We start from the raw sequence: 19223 nt of genomic DNA on the forward strand, positions 1-19223 counted from the left end.
CCGTCACGCAAACGCCCGGAAAGTCCGGATCGTTTCCTCCGCCTCGCCGATCGCCTCCGGCGTGCCGACGGTCAGCCAATGGCCGTCCATCATCGTGCCGTAGAGCCGGCCCTTGGCGATTCCCTTGTCGAAATAGATGTTGATGTTGAAGGCATCATTTGGCGCATCGTCAAGAAGGGAGGGGTTCATGACGAAGGCGCCGGCATAGACGACGCCATTATATTGCGCGTCGCGATAGCGTGTAAGCCGGCCGTCCCCAGCCATGCTGAAATCGTTCTTGCCGTTGTGACCCGTGGTTCTTTCCAGCTCGACGCACAGCATGGCCATGTCCATGCGCTGCTCGTCGAAGAATCCGGCTAATCGCTCGAGGTTTGTTGGTTGGCCGGGTTTCTCGCCGATCCAGAACAAGTCGGCATTCATGACGAAAACAGAATCGCGGCTCAGCAGCGTCAGGCCTTTGACGATGCCGCCGCCATTGTTCATCAGCGCATCGCGTTCATCTGAGATCAGGATGTCTAATCCGCGATAGTTCCGAAGATGCGCCTCCATCTGATCGGCATGATGATGGACGTTCACGACGGCCCGCTCGACACCGGCTTCGGCCAGGGCATCCAGCGTATAATCGATCATCGGCTTGCCGGCGATCTTTACCAGCGGTTTTGGGATGGTATCGGTAATTGGCCGCATGCGGGTCCCGAGGCCCGCGGCCAATACCATGGCTTGCTTGATGGTCATCTCGTCTCGAATTTGTGATTCGCTCGGCTGTCTTCCTTTAGCATATTGCAGGAAAACCGTCGCCCGGTCTCGGTCAGCTAGACGTCGCCTATTCCAGCTCGTGCACACCATTCGCGCAACGGAGCGAGCGTTTCGTGTTCGAAAGCGATGGCGAGATAGGCGAGCGTGCGTGGCATATGCTTCATATAGCCGGGCTTGCCGTCGCGCTGCAGCAGCCGCACCCAGAGACCGGCGAGCTTGCAATTGCGCTGCGCCGACATGATCGCCCAGCTCTTAAGGAACTTCGCTTCGTCGAAACCGCCTTGGGCATGCCGTAGAGTCAGATAATCCGCTATCAATTCATCATGCAGATCGCGCTCAATGGTGACGCGCGCGTCTTGGACGATGGAGGCAAGGTCATAGGCCGTCGGGCCGATCATCGCATCCTGGAAATCGATGAGGCCGATTCGCTGGATGCTCTTTTCCTTGGCCCGCCAGATGATGTTCGGCGAGTGGAAATCGCGCAGCAGCAGGTTCTTTTCCGCATCGTCCAGCTTATCGATCAGGCCATTCCAGATCGCCAGATAGTCGGCCCTTTCCTCGTCGCTCGCCGGCGCACCGCGTTTCCAGGGCAGATGCCAGTCGATGAGCAACCGCGCTTCCATCGTCATGGCCGTCCGGTCGAAATCCGGAATATGATGGACGTGATCCGGCATAACCGGGATATCCTGCGGAATATGGAAGCTGTGCAGATGCGCCAGGCAGGCGACGCTTGCCCGGTAGCGGTCGGCGATCGGCTTGCCTTCCTTATCGAGCACGCCATCGGTGCCGAGATCCTCGATCAAAAGAATGCCCTGATCGTAGTCGGCCGCGAAAATTTCCGGCGCTGCAAAGCCGTTTTCGCGCAGGACATTGGCGATCGCCACGAAGGGATAGGCATCCCAGGCGAGATGCGCGACTTTGGGGTAGGGCTTGCCGTCGAGCACCGGCGGCCCTTCGGGCAGCCGCGGCCAGTCCATCAGGATCACACGCTTGCCGCCGCCATGCGGATGGATGGATTCGTAGGCGCGCAGCGAAGCATCGCCCGTCAGGAAACGCCGCCGGGCGCCGGCATAACCATTGGTGTCGAGGAAAGCGCGGATCGCTAGAACGCGCTGGATGCGGGCGAATTGCTTTGCCGGTGCCACAATGGTCGCGCGGCGGCCTTCGCCTTCGTGCTCGAGCTTGAGATCGATGCGCTCTTTCGGCAGTTCGCCTTCGGCCATCTCCGGCCATTCCACCAGGCAGATGCCGGTCTGCAGCGCCTCGTCGAAGCCGAGCTCGTCGAGCTCACTGGGGTCGCCCAGACGGTAGAGATCGAAATGCGAGACCGGGATGCGCAGCTCGTAGGATTGCACGAGCGTGAAGGTGGGGCTCGGCACGTCCAGTTCGGCATCGTCGGCCATGGCGCGCAGCAGGGCGCGGGCGAGCGAGGATTTGCCGGCGCCGAGATCGCCCGACAGCGCCAGGCAGTCGCCGGCCTTGAGCGCCAGCGCCAGATCTTCGCCCAGGCGAGTGGTTGCCGCGTCGTCTGCCAGGAAAAGGGAGATGCTTGTGTTCGCTGCTGTCATTCTGCTGCGACGGAGTGCGGCAATTCGGCGGAGGGAATCCGGCAGATGACTGTGGTTCCCTTGCCCGGCTGGCTTTCGATCGAGACCTGGCCGTCATGCAGGCTGACGAAGCTTTCGACGATGGAGAGACCGAGACCGGCGCCGCTGCGCTTGCCGCCCTTGCCGCTGGAAGCAAAGCGGTTGAACACGGTGCGCATGATCTCTTCAGGGATGCCCGGACCTTTGTCGGCGACCGAGAAGACGAAATCGGTGCCTTCGCGTGCGCATCTCAATTCGATCGTCGAGCCTTCCGGCGCGAAATTGGCGGCATTGGTCAGAAGCTTGAGCAGGATTTGCTTCAGCCGTTGTTGATCCGCAACCACGGAACCGAGATGGGCTGGCACGGTGATTTCCAGCGTGACGCCGCTTTCCTGCAGCCGATCGGCGATCTGCATCGACACTTCGTCCAGCAGGTCGTCGAGCCCGATCTCGGAATAGTTCAGCCGCATGATGCCGGCATCGACCGTTGCAAGATCGAGAATGTCGTTGACCAGCGTCAAAAGCACTGAGGAAGAGGTGGAGATGTGATCGATATACTCCGCCTGCCGGTCGTTCAGCGACCCGATGCCCGGCGTCTTCAAAAGATCGGTAAAGCCGATGATATTGGTCAGAGGCGAGCGCAGCTCGTAGGAAACATGCTGGACGAAATCGTTCTTCAGCTCGTCGGCCTTCAGCAGCGCCTCGTTCTTCTCGGTGAGAGCCCGTTCGGCGCGCACGCTGTCGGTCTTGTTGACGAAGGTCAGCATGGTCTGCGCGTTCGGCAGCGGAATGACGGCATAGTCGAGCACGAGATTGGAATAGAGCTCCAGCGTGCCCTGCGACGACGGGCGCTCGTCGTCGAAGCTGGTGATCTGCTCGGCAAACCGCTTCCAGCCGTCCGGCCGGTCGTAGGAGGGCGCGCAGGCCTCGGCCAGAGCCTGGATATGCGTGCCGGGCTTCGCCTGTGCCTCGGTGATGTTCCACAGGATGCGGAATGCCGGGTTGGAGAGGCGGATGCGGCCATCGGGGCCAAAGACGGCAACGCCTTCGGAGAGATGGTCGATCGTCTCGCCCTGCACCTTGACCAGCGTATTGTAGCGCGTTTCGAGATCGACCTGCTCGGTCAGGTTCTCGAACACCCATGTGGCGCCGCCCTGCGGATGGGCGGTGGCGAAAACCCGCAGGGTCTGACCGTTCGGCAGATGCCAGAGGTCGGATTGCGTGTCGAGCGCGCGATAGACGGACAAGACGCCGTCTTTCCAGGTCTTCCAGTTCAGTTGCTCCGGCAGCTTCTTGGCGCCGCGCAGCCGATCCAGCAGCTCGCTATTGTCAGGTTTCTTCTCGAGGAAGGCGATGTCGAGCTCCCAGAGCTGGACGAAGGCCTGATTGTAGAATTGCAGCCGCCGGTCGCCGTCGAAAATCGCGACCGGTGTCGCCAGATGATCGAGCGTCTCGGCATGGCTCTTCAAGGTGCGCGCCAGCTCGGCACGGACTGCTTCCGCTTCCGAAACGTCGATAGCGATGCCGGCCGAACCATCAGATGATTTGACGTCGATGACATCGAAGAAGGTGCGATTGCCGTGTACGACGGTGGAAATCTTGTCGTGGGAAGGCGATTCCGGCGTGGTGGATGCACGGATGCGCTCGCGCGCGACGGTCGTCAGGAATTCGCGGCCTTCGCGGATGGCTTCATCCGGCGACACCGCCTCGACTGCTTCGCCATAGGCCTGGTTGACCCAGGTCAGCTTGCCCTCGGTATCGCGCCGCCAGACCGGCAGGTCGATGGCATCGAGCAGGTTCTGGAAAGCGGAGATCGAAGTCATGAGCCGGTCGCGCTCGATCTTGAGCTCGGCCAGTTCGGCGCGCAGATTGTTGAGCGCGATGAAGCGGACGAAGGCGCGGCCGCCGGAGATGCGGCCCTGCGCCTCCAATATCTCGTCGCGGTTCGTCTCGACCACCATATCGAAGCTTTGGCCGCTGCTGCGCAGCTTGTCGATCGCCTTTTCCAGCTCGCCGGCCGACCAGGATTTCAGCCAGCGGCCGAAAGCGAGGAATTCGTTGTCCTGCGGCGCGCCGGTCTCGACGGGGAGCTGGCCAAGCAGCTCCGGCCGTGCGTTCTGCCCGTCCCAGATGACGATCCGGCGATTCTTGTCGGCGATCAGCGCCTGATACTGCGAAATGCGCTGGTTCGCGTCCGATAGCGCCGTACGGATCTCGCGGCTTTCGCTTTCCATATTGCCGCGCTGGCGGACCACCCAGACCGTCGACAGAAGTGCCGCGGAAATTACGCCGATGATGACGGAAAAGACGGCCATTTCGGAGGAGGTAAAGAGACGGGCTACCGCCGGCGTGCCGGCGCTCGTCTGCGCCAGAACGGGACCCGCCAGGCCGCTGACGATGCCGCCGAAAACGCTGAAACGCAGCAAGCGACCCAATGAGGCCAAAAGGCCTGCATTCGTCCGCCGCTTTGCTCGCGGTAAAAGCATATATGCGCCGCCCTGCCGCCGCCGCGCGATCGCCGCTGGGGGTATCGCTGGCTCAGGCAGGTTGTCTTTCCCTTCAGACATAAGCGGTCTGTCTCCGTCCTTCAGAGCATGATGCCGAAAAGTGTAAGCGGTTTTCGGACGACATCATGCTCTACTTATTTGATTGTAGAGCGGATTCAGATTTTAGGTCGTGTCGACCTAAAATCATCCGACTCTACTGTGCCGCATCTCGACAAGACATCCCATTTTCATGGCTCCGGGCATGCCCGGTTCGTCACGAATCAAGTTTAAAAACAATACTGCCTAAGGGAATCGCCGGGAAGGGAGCGGGCCAAAAAATAAGCCCCGGCATTTGTCAATGCCGGGGCCACAAGATATTGTGGATATCGATCGTAAGATCAGTATCTGTAGTGGTCGGACTTGAACGGACCCTTCGGAGTGACGCCGATATACGAAGCCTGCTCTTCAGAAAGCTCCGTCAATTTCACGCCAAGCTTGCTGAGATGCAGGCGAGCAACCTTTTCGTCGAGGTGCTTCGGCAGCACGTAGACTTCGTTCTTGTACTGGCCGGGCTTGGTGAAGAGCTCGATCTGCGCCAGCGTCTGGTTGGTGAAGGAAGCCGACATGACGAAGGACGGATGGCCTGTGGCGTTGCCGAGGTTCAGCAGGCGGCCTTCCGACAGCAGGATGATGCGGTTGCCCTTGGCGAACTCGATCATGTCGACCTGCGGCTTGATGTTCGTCCACTTCAGGTTACGCAGGGCGGCAACCTGGATTTCGTTGTCGAAGTGGCCGATGTTGCCGACGATCGCCATGTCCTTCATCGCACGCATATGGTCGATGCGGATAACGTCCTTGTTGCCGGTGGTGGTGATGAAGATGTCGGCGGTCGAGACGACGTCTTCGAGCTGAACCACTTCATAGCCGTCCATGGCAGCCTGCAGGGCGCAGATCGGATCGACTTCCGTGACCTTGACGCGCGCGCCGGCGCCGGAAAGCGAAGCAGCAGAACCCTTGCCGACATCGCCATAGCCGCAGACGACGGCGACCTTGCCGGCCATCATCACGTCGGTGGCGCGGCGGATGCCGTCAACCAGCGATTCCTTGCAGCCGTACTTGTTGTCGAACTTCGACTTGGTGACGCTGTCGTTGACGTTGATCGCCGGGAAGGGCAGCAGGCCCTTCTGGCTGAGCTGATACAGGCGGTTGACGCCCGTGGTGGTTTCTTCGGTGACGCCCTTAATGGCTTCGCGCTGCTTGGTGAACCAACCCGGCGATGCCTGGAGGCGCTTTTTGATCTGCGCGAAGAGGATTTCTTCTTCTTCGGAATGCGGATTGGAGAGGACGTCCTCGCCAGCTTCGGCGCGAGCGCCAAGCAGGATGTACATGGTGGCGTCGCCGCCATCGTCGAGGATCATGTTGGAGAAGCCGCCATCGGCCCACTGGAAGATCTTGTCGGTGTAGATCCAGTAGTCTTCAAGGCTTTCGCCCTTGACGGCATAGACCGGAACGCCGGAAGCGGCGATCGCGGCAGCGGCATGGTCCTGGGTCGAAAAGATGTTGCAGGATGCCCAGCGCACTTCAGCGCCGAGAGCGACAAGCGTCTCGATCAGCACTGCGGTCTGGATCGTCATGTGCAGCGAACCCGTGATGCGCGCGCCCTTCAGCGGCTGCGCTTCGCCGAATTCGGCGCGGCAAGCCATAAGGCCCGGCATTTCGGTTTCGGCGATCGAGATTTCCTTGCGGCCAAAGTCGGCAAGGCCGATATCGGCGACGATGTAGTCCTTTTCAGTGCTCATGAAGGTCTCCAGCCTGAACGATGCGAACGGACCACAGGCGAACGCCTCGGCCGAATGCAACAAGAATTGCACGCTGACAGCGTGTGGGATGATGCCCTGTAGCAGGCTTCAGGCCGGAAATCAATGTTGATATAAAGAAGTCTTTATATCTTTATATCCGTCGATTTTTAGGGTGCTTCTCTGTCATGAGACTATCGGGGCTTCTCTAGTCGGCGTGTCGGCAGCAAGCGATTTTTCATAGCTGAGGCGAGGACGTCTGGATTCGGCCCATACTCACCGTCGCACAATCTGCTAGAGTGATCTAATGTTCGCGACCAACCCTTACGAGTTTCGCAGAGCGACCCTGGATGATCTCGCTTTACTGAAGGCGTGGCGGTCGAGCCCGCATGTCCTGGAATGGTGGGGTTCTGGTGAGCCGTATGGTGAAGCAGAACTGGTTGATCCTCGGGTGGCTCGCTGGATCATTTCAATTAACGAACGGCCCTTTGCGTTCTTGCAGGACTACACGGTGCACGGATGGGAAGATCACCATTTTGCCGGTCTTCCCAAAGGGTCGCGGGGAATTGATCAATATATCGGAGACCCCGAAATGGTCGGCGTTGGACATGGTTCAGCGTTTATCGGAATGAGGATGCAGGCTCTTTTCGATGAGGGCGCACCTGTGATTGCGACCGATCCGCATCCAGACAATGGACGGGCGATAGCCGTCTACAAGAAGTTGGGGTTCGAACCGTCTGGACCACCTCAAGAGACTGGATGGGGCTTGATCTTGCCAATGCTGGCGAAGCGGTAAGCAGAATGGATGCAACGGCAGCAAAGTCCGCTTTCCAGCCGAAATCGCCGCTCTACAGAAACTAGGCGATCATTGGCTGCGTCCGGCTTGCAAGAATCGGATTGCACAGACGACTGTAGCGAGCAAACTCGGCCTTTTCACAGCGAAGGAACCGCCATGCTCACGCTTCGTGACTATTTGCCGTCGCAGAACGGCTGGAAAGCCAGGGTTTTGCTCGGGCTCCTCGAAATCCCATATACCAGCCATCTTGTGTCGATTTTCGAGGGCGAGAGCCGCACCGACGCCTTCCTGAAGCTCAATCCGGTGGGCGCTATCCCCGTTCTCGAACTGGGGGACGGAAACGCGATCGCGGAATCGAACGCGATCCTCACCTATCTCGCCGAAGGCACGCCCTTTCTGCCAACGGACCGCTACCAGCGCGCCAAGGTCATGCAATGGCTGTTCTTCGAGCAATACCACATCGAGCCAGTCATCGGCTCGCTGCGCTTCTGGACGCTGACTGGGCGGTTGGAACGCAATCAGGCCTTGGTTTCGGGCAAGCGCGAAGCCGCGGTCCGCGCTCTTTCGGCCTTGGAACGCAGCCTCGCCGGTCTTCCGTTTCTTGTCGGGAACGATCTTTCGATCGCCGATATTGCGGTCTACGCCTACAGCCACCGTGCCGCGGATTGCGGCTTTCCGCTGACCGACTACCCGGCGGTCTCCGCCTGGTCTGCCCGTGTCAAAGATGCCATTGGTCCGGGTTATCCCGTGCATCCCTACAGCATCGATCCGCATTCCGGCGCTTGAAGCATGCATAGCGCGGAGACGGAGATCACATCTCTTCGCCGAACTTGTCGGCGACCAGACGATCCAGTGCATCCAGTGCCTCGGCGGCCTGGGTGCCGCTGGCGGTGACGAGCACGCTGCAGCCGGGGCTTGCCGCAAGCATCATCAGGCCCATGATCGAATTGCCGCCCACCGTGGTTCCGTCCCTCGAGACGGTGATGGTGGCGTCATAGGCTTCGACGGTCTGTACGAATTTGGCGGAAGCGCGGGCATGCAGGCCGCGTTTGTTGATGATCAGAAGTTCCCGGGAAAGTTCCGTCATGGGCGGGATGTTTGTCTCGTCATTTGCCGCTGAGTACACGGCTGGCCACATTTATATACTTGCGCCCGGCCTCGGAGGCTTCAACCAGAGCCTTCTCCATGTTGTTGTCGCCCCGTACGCCCGCAAGCTTTATTAGCATCGGCAGATTGACGCCGGCAATAACCTCGGTATGACCGCTATTCATGACGGAGATCGCGAGATTCGAGGGAGTGCCGCCGAACATATCGGTAAGGATGATGACCCCGTGCCCATCGTCAGCGCCGGAAACAGCCTGCAGGATGTCCTGCCGGCGCTTGTCCATGTCGTCTTCGGGACCAATGCATACCGTCTCTATGAACTTCTGCGGACCAACGACATGCTCGACGGCATGCCGAAACTCTTCAGCCAGCTTGCCATGAGTGACAAGCACAAGTCCGATCATGATATTACTGCTCCCATCGCACACGCAAACAGGTGGCCCATATCGCAATGCAGCAATGTCGTCCACCGGTGGGGGGACATCTTGGCGATGAAAAGCCGAAGTGCAAGCTTAAAATATGATATTTAGGCGCCTGCAAGGACCTAAATGGCCGATTAATCCAAACTGATGATGATTTTCGCCATAATTACTGCAAGCGGATTGGCCAATGCCGCGGACAGCCGGATCAGCGGTAAGCGAATGGATTCAGTCACATCGATCTGTTCGTCTTCCGGAGGGAGTCGCTCGGCCGTTGCCGGATCGACCGGGCGTATGGCGAAATGCATTTCGGCCTCAGAAACATGGGGAAGGCGGACGATGCCAGTGTAGCGGATCTCCATTAGTCCGGCGATCGAAGGCGGGCATTCGGCGATGATGGCGCCCTCACGCTGCGTGATGAAAACCTGGTCGTCTGCGACCAATGTGGCGGAAAGGCCAAGCGGCTTGGCAGCGGCAAGGCATGCGAAGGCAAGCGTGGACTTGCCGCTGCCCGATGGTCCCAGAAACAGCAGGCCGGTCTTGCCGATCACGATCGCCGTCCCGTGGACATTGGTCGCTTTGCTGCTCATGCCGGTGTTTCGGCCGGCAATGAGAGGATGAAGCGGGCGCCGAGCAGCGCCGGGCCCTCGCCGTCGACGATATTCTCAGCACGTAGCGACCCGCCATGCGCCTCGGCGATCTGCCGGCTGATCGACAGGCCCAAACCGGAATTCTGCCCGAAACCTTCCGCTTCCGGCCGGTCGGTATAGAAGCGCTCGAAAATGCGGTCGATATTTTCCGCCTGGATGCCTGGCCCGTTGTCCTCGACATAGATGACGCAACGCGTTCGCGTTCGCGTCAGCCTGACCGTGATCTTTCCGGTGTCCTTCGCAACGAAGGAGCGGGCGTTTTCAATGAGGTTGGTGACGATCTGGCCGATCCGCAGGTCGTGGCCATCGATGGTGAACTTGGTCTTCGTGCCGGGCTTGCGGTCGACGATATAGTCTATCTCGACCGCCTTCTTGCTGTGCCCGACCTGACGGGAAATATCGATCATGTCGCGCAAGAGCACTTCGAGATCGAGCGATCTCGCATCGGAGCGGGCAAGCTCGGCATCGAGGCGGGAGGCGTCGGAAATATCGCTTATCAGCCGGTCGAGGCGGCGCACGTCATGCTGGATGACATCCATCAGCCGCTTCTTGGAATCGTCACTCTTGGCGAGCGGCAACGTCTCGACGGCGCTCCGCAGCGATGTCAGCGGGTTCTTCAGCTCGTGGCTGACGTCGGCGGCAAAACTTTCGATCGCATCGATCCGGTCGTAGAGCGCCGTCGTCATTTCGCGCAGGGCGATCGACAGGTTGCCGATTTCGTCCTGGCGCGCGGAGAAATCGGGAATTTCCTCGCGCTCCTTCGCACCGCCGCGGCGCACGCGGATCGCCGCTGCCGAAAGCCGGCGCAGCGGATTGGCGATGGTGGAGGACAGAAGCAGCGACAGAACGACGTTGACCAGTGTCGCGACGCCGAAGACGCGCATGATCGCCAGGCGCTCGGCATGCACAATCTTGTCGATATCGCCGGCCTGCGTCGATAACAGCAAGACGCCGAGCACGGCGCGGAAACGCTGGATGGGCACGGCGACCGAGACGATCAGCTCGCCCTTTTCCGTGGTACGCACCACGGCGCCGCGCACGCCGGTCAGCGCGTTCATCACTTCCGGATAGATCGAACCGTCACCGCCGGGCGCTTCCTTATAGACCGGCAGGTTGCCCGGCTGCAGCATCTTGTTGAGCAGGCCGCTGAACCAGTCCGACCAGTTCTGAGCCGCGTCTTCCACCGGTGGCAGATCGTAGCGCAGCACCTGACCGCGCGAATAGAGATGGCGGCTGTCGAGCAGCAGATTGGCGTCGGCATCGAAGATGCGGGCACGGGTGCGCGTCGGCGAGATCAGCCGCGTCAGCACCGGCGCCACCTTCTCCGGATCGATCGGGAACTCCAGGTCCTCGTCGTTCGGGACGGGCGTGATGCTCTGCCCGGCTTGCAGTTCCAGCAGCTTCTGCGGGTCGATGGTGATGGAGTTGGTATCGACCGAAGCGGATGCTGAGACGGCGCCGGCGATGATTTCGCCTTGCGTCAACAGGCTCTCGACGCGCGCATCAATCAGGCCCTCGCGGAATTGATTGAGATAGAGGATGCCGCCGACGAGAACGACGAGGGCGGCGAGGTTGAAGAACAGGATACGCCGCGTCAGGCTCGAAAAGACTGCATTGCCGAAGATGCGGCGGATCAGCGTGAAAGGGTGAGTCCACCGACGGCGGGCGATTCTGACGTCGCTCGGGCTTTCCGTCTCGTCGATATCTCTATCTTGCACCAGTTGTGCCAAGCCAGCGGCCCTTTCGAAGACAGGATCGGCGACCCTGTCCGCATGCTCTTATTTCATTGCCCGTCGCACGGTCCAGTAAACTATCCAAGTATGATGCCGAAAAGTGTAAGCGGTTTTCGGACAACATCATGCTCTGTTCTTTGATTCCAGAGCGGATTCAGATTTTAGGTCGATTCGACCTAAAATCATCCGGCTCTAGGCCGCTTCGCGGAAGCGGTAGCCGACTCCATACAGCGTTTCGATCATATCAAAATCGAGATCGACCATCTTGAATTTCTTGCGCAGCCGCTTGATGTGGCTGTCGATGGTGCGGTCGTCGACATAGACTTGCTCGTCATAGGCAGCATCCATCAAGGCATCGCGGCTTTTGACCACGCCAGGGCGCTGCGCCAGCGAATGCAGGATCAGGAACTCCGTGACGGTCAGCGTCACCGGTTCACCTTTCCAGGTGCAGGTATGGCGTTCCTGGTCCATGACAAGCTGGCCGCGCTCCAGCGAGCGGGCCTGTTGCGCGGCGCCGGGCTTCGCGGCTGTGCCGCTGCTGGCCGCGTTCGCGGCTTCACGGGCGGAGGCGCGGCGAAGCACGGCCTTGACGCGCTCGACCAGCAGACGCTGCGAGAAAGGCTTGGTGATGAAGTCGTCGGCGCCCATCTTCAGGCCGAAGAGCTCGTCGATCTCTTCATCCTTGGAGGTGAGGAAGATCACCGGCAGGTCGGACTTCTGCCGCAGGCGGCGCAAAAGCTCCATGCCGTCCATGCGCGGCATCTTGATATCGAAGATCGCCAATTGCGGCGGCCGGGCAAGCAATCCGTCGAGCGCCGAAGCGCCGTCGGTATAAGTCTCCACCTTATATCCCTCGGCTTCCAAAGCAATCGACACGGAAGTCAGGATATTGCGGTCGTCGTCAACGAGCGCGATTGTCAACATGGTGTTCGTCTCCATCATCAGTGCGCGTCTCTCCCGGATTTGGAATCCAGCCCCAGGTGGCTCCCAGGTGGCTTGCCAGCTCGGTTGGCGGTAACCTGGCGCGCTTATGGGGATAAAGGTGGAACAAATTGTGGCAAAGATAAAGAGGCGGATTGCCGAACACACAAACAGTTAACCACGGGTTGTGCGGCGAAACGTCTCGCTGGTATCTATTCAACCGATTTAAAATTATGAAAATTTATTTAAATCGATTAAATACATGATATCATTAAAGATTTTTCGCTCTACTCTCTTGTGCTTTTAAAAAGACGCCTCTACGCTTTATTTAGTTTTAACGGCTGAGGCCACGTAGAGGAATAGAGCGATGGAGCAATTCGGCGTCCGTAATCCCGCAACCGAACTCGAATCGATCGGCCTGGGAGCCGCCGCCAGTGTTCGTTATAATCTCTTGGAAGCTCATCTCTATGAGGAAGCGATTCGTCGGCGCGAAGCCGATCTGACCGCTCATGGTGTGCTGAGAGCATTGACTGGGCAGCACACCGGCCGCTCGCCGAAGGACAAGTTCGTTGTCCGCAACGCGACCACCGAAGACCAAATCTGGTGGGATAACAACAAGCCGATGTCGCCAGAACATTTCGCGCTGCTGCACAAGGACATGCTGGCGCATGTACACGGCAAGGACCTGTTCGTTCAGGACCTGATCGGCGGCGCCGACCAGGATTACGCCCTGCCGACGCGCGTCGTCACCGAATTCGCCTGGCACTCGCTGTTCATCCGCAACCTGCTCATTCGTCCCGAGCGGTCGGCGCTGGAAAGCTTCGTGCCGAAGCTGACGATCATCGATCTGCCAAGCTTCCGCGCCGATCCGGAGCGCCATGGCTGCCGCACGGAAACGGTGATCGCTTGCGATCTCGTCAACGGCATCGTCCTGATCGGCGGCACCTCCTATGCTGGCGAAATGAAGAAATCGGTCTTCACCGTCCTGAATTACCTGCTGCCGGAACGCGGCGTCATGCCGATGCACTGCTCGGCCAACGTCGGACCTGATGGGGACGCCGCGATCTTCTTCGGCCTGTCGGGCACCGGCAAGACGACGCTATCAGCCGATCCGACCCGCACATTGATCGGCGACGACGAGCATGGCTGGGGTGAAAACGGCATCTTCAATTTCGAAGGTGGCTGCTACGCCAAGACCATTCGCCTGTCGGCCGAGGCCGAGCCGGAAATCTACGCCACGACCCGCCGTTTCGGTACCGTGCTCGAAAATGTTGTGCTTGATGAACATGGCGTGCCGAATCTCGACGATGGTTCGCTGACGGAGAACACCCGCAGCGCCTATCCTCTGCATTTCATCCCGAATGCTTCGGAATCCGGCATGACCGGCCATCCCGAGACGATCATCATGCTGACGGCCGATGCCTTCGGCGTCATGCCGCCGATTGCCAAGCTGACGCCGGAACAGGCGATGTACCACTTCCTCTCCGGCTACACCGCCAAGGTCGCCGGCACGGAAAAGGGCGTCGTCGAGCCGGAAGCCACCTTCTCGACCTGCTTCGGCGCGCCCTTCATGCCGCGTCATCCGGCCGAATACGGCAACCTGCTGAAGGACCTGATCGCCCGCCACGGCGCCGGCTGCTGGCTCGTTAACACCGGCTGGACCGGCGGTGCCTACGGCACGGGCCGGCGCATGCCGATCAAGGCGACGCGCGCCCTGTTGGCCGCCGCTTTGAAGGGTGATCTCGACAATGCCGAATTCCGCATCGACCCGAATTTCGGCTTCGCCGTGCCGGTTGCGGTCGAAGGGGTCGACAGCGCCATCCTCGATCCGCGTTCCACCTGGGCCGATGGCGAGGCTTATGACGCGCAGGCGGCAAAGCTGGTGCAGATGTTCGTCTCCAACTTCGCCAAGTTCGAGGACCACGTCGACGGCAACGTCCGTGACGCGGCGCCGGGTTTGCGTGTCGCGGCGGAGTGATCCGCCGCACAGAGGAATGACTCACGTGAAACCCGGCGGCCGGTCCGCCGGGTTTTTCATTTTGCCCTCGGCCTGTTTTCAACCGTGCGTCAATATGGGATAGACGGGCGCGGAGAGAACCATGGCCAGCGACGCGCTTTACATCAACGACCGGATCACCATTGCCGGATGGGAACTGACGGAACAATTCGTTCTGGCGGGCGGTCCCGGCGGTCAGAACGTCAACAAGGTCGCGACAGCTGTCCAGCTATTCTTCAATATTCCAAATTCGCCGTCGTTGAATGACCGCGTGAAGGCCAACGCCGCGAGGCTCGCCGGCCGGCGCGTTTCCAAAGACGGCGTGTTGATGATCGAGGCCAGCCGCTTCCGCAGCCAGGATCGCAATCGCGAGGATGCACGCGAGCGGCTGAAGGAACTGATCCTCGAAGCCGCCGCACCGCCGCCGCCGCCACGCAAGAAGACCAAGCCGACCAAAGGCTCGATCGAACGGCGCCTGAAGGAAAAATCGGGCCGCTCTGAGGTCAAGAAGATGCGAGGCAAGCCCGGGGGCGAATAGGTTTCTGGCTGCGGTTTTGGTTTGATTGGGTAAAATGGGGCTTGTCAGGCGAGTCTGTTGTTGCCCGTAGCTCTGTGCCTGGCCCGTCATCCCAACCTTCTCGCCGCACTGCAGGGAAAAGGGACGACAGAGTGAGACAACGAAGCTCTCCACTCGTGACAGACTGGGATTGGGCACGGTAAGCTCCCTCGCCCCGCTTGCGGGGAGAGGGCGGGGGTGAGGGGCCATGCACAAAGACGCGGCGATGGCGCACTCCCCTAACGATCACCAATCTTGGAAAATATCGATGCTCCTACCCAACGGAATTCGCCATCTTCCCGGTTATCTCGACCGCTCCACTCAGGAAGCGCTGGTCGAGACCATCCGCGCCGTTGTCGCCGAGGCGCCGCTTTACACCCCGGTCATGCCCGGCACCGGCAAGGAAATGTCCGTGCGCATGACCAATTGCGGCCCGCTGGGTTGGGTGACGGACAAGCAGCGCGGCTATCGTTACCAGCAGAACCATCCGGTGACTGGCAGGCCCTGGCCGGGGATTCCGCAACAATTGTTTGATCTCTGGAGCAATATAGCGGGCTATGAAAAGCCGCCGGAAGCCTGCCTGATTAATTTCTACGATGACGATGCCCGCATGGGCCTGCATCAAGACCGCGACGAACAGGATTTGGCGGCGCCCGTGCTGTCGATCTCGCTCGGCAACGCCTGCCTCTTCCGCGTCGGCGGCCTTAACCGCAATGATCGTACGCTATCTTTCAAGCTTTCCAGCGGCGATATTGTCCTTCTCGGCGGAAAAGGCAGGCTTTGCTTCCACGGCGTCGACCGCATCTATCCGGCGACCTCGACTCTGCTGAAAAACGGCGGCCGGATAAACCTAACCTTAAGGCGGGTGAACCCGTAACTTCTAAAGCTTCCTCAACGCCACCTGTTCGATCAGATGATTCCTGCCTTTCTGCAGGATGAGATCAGCGCGCGGGCGGGTGGGCAGGATGTTTTGGCGCAGGTTCTTCAGGTTGATGTTCTTCCACAGTCCTTCGGCGGTCGCGATTGCCTCTTGTTCTGTGATCGAGGCGTAGCGGTGGAAGAAGGAGTTGGGGTCGCGGAAGGCGGTTTCGCGCAGCTTCATGAAGCGGGCGACGTACCAGTTGTGGATCAGATGCTCGTCGGCATCGATATAGATCGAGAAATCGAAAAAATCGGACACCATCGGCACGATCTTGCCATCCGCCGGCAGATGCCGCGATTGCAGGACGTTGATGCCTTCGAAAATCAGGATATCCGGCCGGTCGACGGTTTTGTATTCGTCCGGCAGCACGTCATAGACGAGATGCGAATAGCAGGGTGCTTTGACGTCCGGCTGCCCGGCCTTGATCGCCGAGAGGAAGCGCAGGAGTGCTGCGGTATCGTAGCTTTCCGGAAAGCCCTTGCGCTGCATCAGGTTGCGGCGCTGCAATTCGGCATTCGGAAATAGAAAGCCGTCGGTCGTTATCAGGTCCACTTTCGGGCTCGACGGCCAGCGGCGCAGCAATTCCTTCAGGATACGGGCCGTAGTGGATTTGCCGACGGCGACGGAGCCGGCGATACCGATGACGAAAGGCGTCTTGGCGACGTCGGAAAGACTGAGGAACCGATTGCGCTGCTCGAACAGGATCTGCGAGGATTCCACATGCGAGGACAGAAGGCGCGATAGCGAAAGGTAGATGCGTCGGACTTCATCGAGATCGATCGGGTCGCCCATGGAGCGCAGCCGCGTCACTTCATCGGCGGTCAGCGTCAGCGGCGTATCGGCTCTGAATTTCGACCACTCGTCCGAAGAAAAGAAATAATAGGGCGAATAGGCTTTCGCCTCAAATATATCGAGTGTCTCGTGCGCAGGCAGGGTTTGGGTCGCTATCGTCATCGCATTCTACCGGCTGGCCTTCTCCTGAAGGCCGGATTGAGCGGTGCGCCTTTCGAGCTCACCCATGACATTCTGCAACGGAATGCCTGCAATCTTCAATACGACCATAAGGTGATAAAGCAAATCGGCTGCCTCGTAGGTGAGATTGTCGCGATCGCCGGTCACCGCCGCCATGACGGCTTCGATCGCTTCCTCGCCGAGCTTCTTTGCCGCCTTTGGCTGACCGGCGGCGAAAAGCTTTGCCGTCCAGGATTCCTCCGGCGAAGCCTTGGAGCGCTCGTCGACGATTCTTTCGAGGTCGGAAAGGGTAAATCCGCTCATCCGTCCTATCCCTTCCTAATCGAGCCGCATGGCGATGCCATGCTCTGACATATAGTGCTTCGCTTCGCCGACCGAATAGGTGCCGAAGTGGAAAATGGAAGCCGCCAGCACGGCCGTCGCATGGCCTTCCTTGATGCCGGCAACGAGATCGTCGAGATCGCCGACGCCGCCGGAGGCGATCACGGGCACACGTACCGCATCGGCAATTGCCCGCGTCAGCTCCAGATCGTAGCCGACCTTGGTGCCGTCTCGATCCATGGAGGTGACGAGCAGTTCGCCGGCGCCGCGCTCGACCATCTTGCGGGCAAAATCGACGGCATCGATGCCGGTCGCGTTGCGGCCGCCATGGGTATAGATCTCCCAGGCGCTCATATTGTCGCCGCCGAGTGCCTCGGTACGCCGCCGCTTGGCGTCGATCGAGACGACGATGCACTGATTGCCGAACTTGTCGGCCGCTTCGGCGACGAAATCAGGATTGTTGACCGCCGCCGAATTGATCGAGACCTTATCGGCGCCGCAAAGCAGCAGCTTGCGGATATCCGCGATGGTGCGCACGCCGCCGCCGACCGTTACCGGCATGAAGCATTGCTCGGCGGTGCGGGCCACGACATCGAAGATCGTCTCCCTGTTGTCGGAAGAGGCGGTGATATCGAGGAAACACAGCTCGTCCGCACCGGCGGCGTCGTAGGCCTTGGCGGCTTCGACGGGGTCGCCGGCATCGACGAGGTTGAGAAAGTTGACGCCCTTGACGACACGGCCGTCCTTGACGTCGAGGCAGGGGATGACGCGGGCTTTCAGGGTCATTGCGCGATCTCCTTCGCCTTGGCCGCCTTGATCAGCGCCAAGGCCTCCGTCGGATCGATCCGGCCATCATAAAGCGCGCGGCCGGAAATCGCACCTTCCAGTTTGCGGGCATCTGGCTGGATCATGCGGCGGATATCATCAAGCGAGGCAAGGCCGCCGGACGCGATGACGGGAATGGAAACGGCATCGGCCAGTTCCAGCGTCGAAGCCCAGTTGATGCCGGTGAGAATGCCGTCGCGGTCGATATCGGTATAAATGATCGCGGCCACGCCTGCGCCTTCGAATTTTTTCGCCAGTTCGATGACGCCGAGTTCGGAGGCTTCCGCCCAGCCTTCGACCGCCACCTTGCCGCCCTTGGCGTCGATGCCGACGGCGATATGGCCTGGAAATCTCCGACAGGCTTCGACGACAAGCGCCGGATCGCGCACGGCGACAGTGCCGAGAATGACGCGGGCAAGCCCGCGTGTCAGCCAGTTTTCGATATGGTCGAGCGTACGGATGCCGCCGCCGAGCTGCACAGGGTTTTTCGTCGCCTTGAGAATGGCGTCAACGGCCGCCCCATTGACGGTCTCGCCGGCGAAGGCGCCGTTGAGATCGACGACATGCAGCCATTCGAAGCCCTGGTCTTCAAAGGCTTTCGCCTGGGCGGCGGGATCGGGATTGTAGACGGTCGCCTGCTCCATGTCGCCGAGCTTCAGGCGCACGCACTGGCCGTCCTTGAGGTCGATGGCGGGAAAGAGAATCATGTCTTTGTCCTTAATGCGCGAAGCGTCACGGCTTCCAGCGCATAAAATTGGCAATCAGGGCGAGGCCGAGCTTCTGGCTCTTTTCCGGATGGAACTGCGAGCCGGCCATGTTGTCACGGCCAACGAAGGCGGTCATCGCTCCGCCATAACTGGTCGTGGCGATGACATCGTCGGCATGGTCGGCGGCCAGATGATAGGAATGCACGAAATAGGCATGCAGCCCCTCCGATCCGGTCGGAATGCCGTGGAAGAGCGGGTGCGGGTGTCTGAGATCCAGCGTGTTCCAGCCGATCTGCGGGATTTTCAGCGTGGGATCGCCGGGCGTCATCTCCTTGACGTCGCCCTTGATCCAGCCGAACCCCTGCGTGATCGTCTTTTCCAGCCCGCGCGACGACATGAGCTGCATGCCAACGCAGATGCCGAGGAAAGGGCGGCCCTTGTGTTCCACGACATCAATCACCGCATCCGCCATGCCGGAAACGGCGTCGAGCCCACGGCGGCAATCGGCATAGGCGCCGACGCCCGGAAGCACGATGCGATCGGCGGTGGCGACACGCTCGGCATCGTCAGTCAGATCGATTTCAGCGTCGATACCGGCTTCGCGGGCGGCGCGTTCAAAGGCCTTGGTGGCCGAGCGCAGATTGCCTGAGCCGTAATCGATAATCGCGACGCGCATG

19 protein-coding genes are annotated in these 19223 nt (G+C 60.1%); 5 read left to right on the forward strand and 14 right to left on the reverse strand.

The annotated features are described in order from the left end of the window. Positions 1-3: 3 nt before the first annotated feature. The 4 genes from QA648_RS17120 to ahcY form a co-directional block, all read right to left on the reverse strand. On the reverse strand, positions 4-735 hold the full coding sequence (locus QA648_RS17120; RefSeq protein WP_104821458.1) for a nucleotidyltransferase family protein: 732 nt from the start codon (positions 733-735) through the stop codon (positions 4-6). 77 nt (positions 736-812) lie between these two features. After that, the gene (gene tsaE / locus QA648_RS17125; protein WP_283048257.1) at positions 813-2324 is read right to left on the reverse strand and encodes a tRNA (adenosine(37)-N6)-threonylcarbamoyltransferase complex ATPase subunit type 1 TsaE; all 1512 of its coding nucleotides are present in this window, start codon (positions 2322-2324) and stop codon (positions 813-815) included. Beyond that, positions 2321-4909, reverse strand: coding sequence for a PAS domain-containing sensor histidine kinase (locus QA648_RS17130; protein ID WP_283048259.1), 2589 nt, complete (start codon positions 4907-4909; stop codon positions 2321-2323). The genes tsaE and QA648_RS17130 overlap by 4 nt, the downstream gene beginning before the upstream one ends. 317 nt (positions 4910-5226) lie before the next feature. Then, positions 5227-6627 carry an adenosylhomocysteinase gene (gene ahcY, locus QA648_RS17135; RefSeq protein ID WP_104821461.1) on the reverse strand — a complete coding sequence of 467 codons (1401 nt, stop codon included), beginning with the start codon at positions 6625-6627 and terminating at the stop codon, positions 5227-5229. Positions 6628-6931: 304 nt separating this feature from the next. Between ahcY and QA648_RS17140 the strand changes: the two genes are divergently transcribed. Then, complete coding sequence (locus tag QA648_RS17140) at positions 6932-7420, forward strand: GNAT family N-acetyltransferase (protein ID WP_283048262.1); 489 nt, start codon at positions 6932-6934, stop codon at positions 7418-7420. Between the two features lie 156 nt (positions 7421-7576). After that, positions 7577-8206, forward strand: coding sequence for a glutathione S-transferase family protein (locus QA648_RS17145; RefSeq protein ID WP_283048263.1), 630 nt, complete (start codon positions 7577-7579; stop codon positions 8204-8206). 25 nt (positions 8207-8231) lie between these two features. On the opposite strand, the gene QA648_RS17150 is transcribed toward QA648_RS17145, so the two are convergent. The 5 genes from QA648_RS17150 to QA648_RS17170 form a co-directional block, all read right to left on the reverse strand. Beyond that, positions 8232-8507 (reverse strand): HPr family phosphocarrier protein, encoded by a 276-nt coding sequence (locus QA648_RS17150; protein ID WP_104821464.1) that lies wholly within the window; start codon positions 8505-8507, stop codon positions 8232-8234. 19 nt (positions 8508-8526) lie between these two features. Further along, a complete protein-coding gene (locus tag QA648_RS17155) occupies positions 8527-8928 on the reverse strand; it encodes a PTS sugar transporter subunit IIA (protein WP_104821465.1) in 402 nt (133 codons plus the stop codon). 152 nt (positions 8929-9080) lie between these two features. Beyond that, positions 9081-9533 carry an HPr kinase/phosphorylase gene (locus QA648_RS17160; protein WP_283048265.1) on the reverse strand — a complete coding sequence of 151 codons (453 nt, stop codon included), beginning with the start codon at positions 9531-9533 and terminating at the stop codon, positions 9081-9083. Beyond that, on the reverse strand, positions 9530-11323 hold the full coding sequence (locus QA648_RS17165) for a sensor histidine kinase (protein WP_104821467.1): 1794 nt from the start codon (positions 11321-11323) through the stop codon (positions 9530-9532). The genes QA648_RS17160 and QA648_RS17165 overlap by 4 nt, the downstream gene beginning before the upstream one ends. 195 nt (positions 11324-11518) lie before the next feature. Next, complete coding sequence (locus QA648_RS17170) at positions 11519-12250, reverse strand: response regulator transcription factor (RefSeq protein WP_199773506.1); 732 nt, start codon at positions 12248-12250, stop codon at positions 11519-11521. A 364-nt stretch (positions 12251-12614) separates the two neighbouring features. Between QA648_RS17170 and QA648_RS17175 the strand changes: the two genes are divergently transcribed. From QA648_RS17175 to QA648_RS17185, 3 genes are all read left to right on the forward strand, one after another. Further along, complete coding sequence (locus QA648_RS17175; RefSeq protein WP_104821469.1) at positions 12615-14225, forward strand: phosphoenolpyruvate carboxykinase; 1611 nt, start codon at positions 12615-12617, stop codon at positions 14223-14225. A gap of 121 nt (positions 14226-14346) precedes the next feature. Next, entirely contained in the window at positions 14347-14781 is a 435-nt protein-coding gene (arfB, locus tag QA648_RS17180; RefSeq protein WP_104821470.1) for an alternative ribosome rescue aminoacyl-tRNA hydrolase ArfB, read from the forward strand. A gap of 286 nt (positions 14782-15067) precedes the next feature. Next, positions 15068-15676: an alpha-ketoglutarate-dependent dioxygenase AlkB gene (locus QA648_RS17185; RefSeq protein WP_104821471.1), complete on the forward strand. Its 609-nt coding sequence runs from the start codon at positions 15068-15070 to the stop codon at positions 15674-15676. 3 nt (positions 15677-15679) lie between these two features. Here the strand turns inward: QA648_RS17185 and coaA are convergent, their stop codons facing one another. Genes coaA through hisH form a run of 5 tightly spaced genes read right to left on the reverse strand, consistent with a single transcriptional unit; the run spans position 15680 to position 19222 of the window. Next, on the reverse strand, positions 15680-16675 hold the full coding sequence (gene coaA, locus QA648_RS17190) for a type I pantothenate kinase (RefSeq protein ID WP_104821472.1): 996 nt from the start codon (positions 16673-16675) through the stop codon (positions 15680-15682). 6 nt (positions 16676-16681) lie between these two features. After that, positions 16682-16996, reverse strand: a complete 315-nt coding sequence (locus tag QA648_RS17195; RefSeq protein WP_104821473.1) for a phosphoribosyl-ATP diphosphatase — start codon at positions 16994-16996, stop codon at positions 16682-16684. 15 nt (positions 16997-17011) lie between these two features. Next, complete coding sequence (gene hisF, locus QA648_RS17200) at positions 17012-17800, reverse strand: imidazole glycerol phosphate synthase subunit HisF (RefSeq protein WP_104821474.1); 789 nt, start codon at positions 17798-17800, stop codon at positions 17012-17014. Further along, positions 17797-18546 (reverse strand): 1-(5-phosphoribosyl)-5-[(5-phosphoribosylamino)methylideneamino]imidazole-4-carboxamide isomerase, encoded by a 750-nt coding sequence (hisA, locus tag QA648_RS17205; protein WP_283048269.1) that lies wholly within the window; start codon positions 18544-18546, stop codon positions 17797-17799. The genes hisF and hisA overlap by 4 nt, the downstream gene beginning before the upstream one ends. Before the next feature lie 25 nt (positions 18547-18571). Then, positions 18572-19222, reverse strand: coding sequence for an imidazole glycerol phosphate synthase subunit HisH (gene hisH / locus QA648_RS17210; protein ID WP_104821476.1), 651 nt, complete (start codon positions 19220-19222; stop codon positions 18572-18574). Between the last annotated feature and the right edge of the window lies 1 nt (position 19223).

The sequence above is a fragment of the Rhizobium sp. CB3171 genome (genome assembly GCF_029714265.1).
GTDB lineage: Bacteria > Pseudomonadota > Alphaproteobacteria > Rhizobiales > Rhizobiaceae > Rhizobium.

Excerpts from the sequence above, each read along its gene's own strand:
- QA648_RS17120 (WP_104821458.1), bottom strand. The coding sequence starts at position 735 with ATGACCATCAAGCAAGCCATGGTATTGGCCGCGGGCCTCGGGACCCGC.
- tsaE (WP_283048257.1), bottom strand. The coding sequence starts at position 2,324 with ATGACAGCAGCGAACACAAGCATCTCCCTTTTCCTGGCAGACGACGCG.
- QA648_RS17130 (WP_283048259.1), bottom strand. The coding sequence starts at position 4,909 with ATGTCTGAAGGGAAAGACAACCTGCCTGAGCCAGCGATACCCCCAGCG.
- ahcY (WP_104821461.1), bottom strand. The coding sequence starts at position 6,627 with ATGAGCACTGAAAAGGACTACATCGTCGCCGATATCGGCCTTGCCGAC.
- QA648_RS17140 (WP_283048262.1), top strand. The coding sequence starts at position 6,932 with ATGTTCGCGACCAACCCTTACGAGTTTCGCAGAGCGACCCTGGATGAT.
- QA648_RS17145 (WP_283048263.1), top strand. The coding sequence starts at position 7,577 with ATGCTCACGCTTCGTGACTATTTGCCGTCGCAGAACGGCTGGAAAGCC.
- QA648_RS17150 (WP_104821464.1), bottom strand. The coding sequence starts at position 8,507 with ATGACGGAACTTTCCCGGGAACTTCTGATCATCAACAAACGCGGCCTG.
- QA648_RS17155 (WP_104821465.1), bottom strand. The coding sequence starts at position 8,928 with ATGATCGGACTTGTGCTTGTCACTCATGGCAAGCTGGCTGAAGAGTTT.
- QA648_RS17160 (WP_283048265.1), bottom strand. The coding sequence starts at position 9,533 with ATGAGCAGCAAAGCGACCAATGTCCACGGGACGGCGATCGTGATCGGC.
- QA648_RS17170 (WP_199773506.1), bottom strand. The coding sequence starts at position 12,250 with ATGTTGACAATCGCGCTCGTTGACGACGACCGCAATATCCTGACTTCC.
- QA648_RS17175 (WP_104821469.1), top strand. The coding sequence starts at position 12,615 with ATGGAGCAATTCGGCGTCCGTAATCCCGCAACCGAACTCGAATCGATC.
- arfB (WP_104821470.1), top strand. The coding sequence starts at position 14,347 with ATGGCCAGCGACGCGCTTTACATCAACGACCGGATCACCATTGCCGGA.
- QA648_RS17185 (WP_104821471.1), top strand. The coding sequence starts at position 15,068 with ATGCTCCTACCCAACGGAATTCGCCATCTTCCCGGTTATCTCGACCGC.
- coaA (WP_104821472.1), bottom strand. The coding sequence starts at position 16,675 with ATGACGATAGCGACCCAAACCCTGCCTGCGCACGAGACACTCGATATA.
- QA648_RS17195 (WP_104821473.1), bottom strand. The coding sequence starts at position 16,996 with ATGAGCGGATTTACCCTTTCCGACCTCGAAAGAATCGTCGACGAGCGC.
- hisF (WP_104821474.1), bottom strand. The coding sequence starts at position 17,800 with ATGACCCTGAAAGCCCGCGTCATCCCCTGCCTCGACGTCAAGGACGGC.
- hisA (WP_283048269.1), bottom strand. The coding sequence starts at position 18,546 with ATGATTCTCTTTCCCGCCATCGACCTCAAGGACGGCCAGTGCGTGCGC.
- hisH (WP_104821476.1), bottom strand. The coding sequence starts at position 19,222 with ATGCGCGTCGCGATTATCGATTACGGCTCAGGCAATCTGCGCTCGGCC.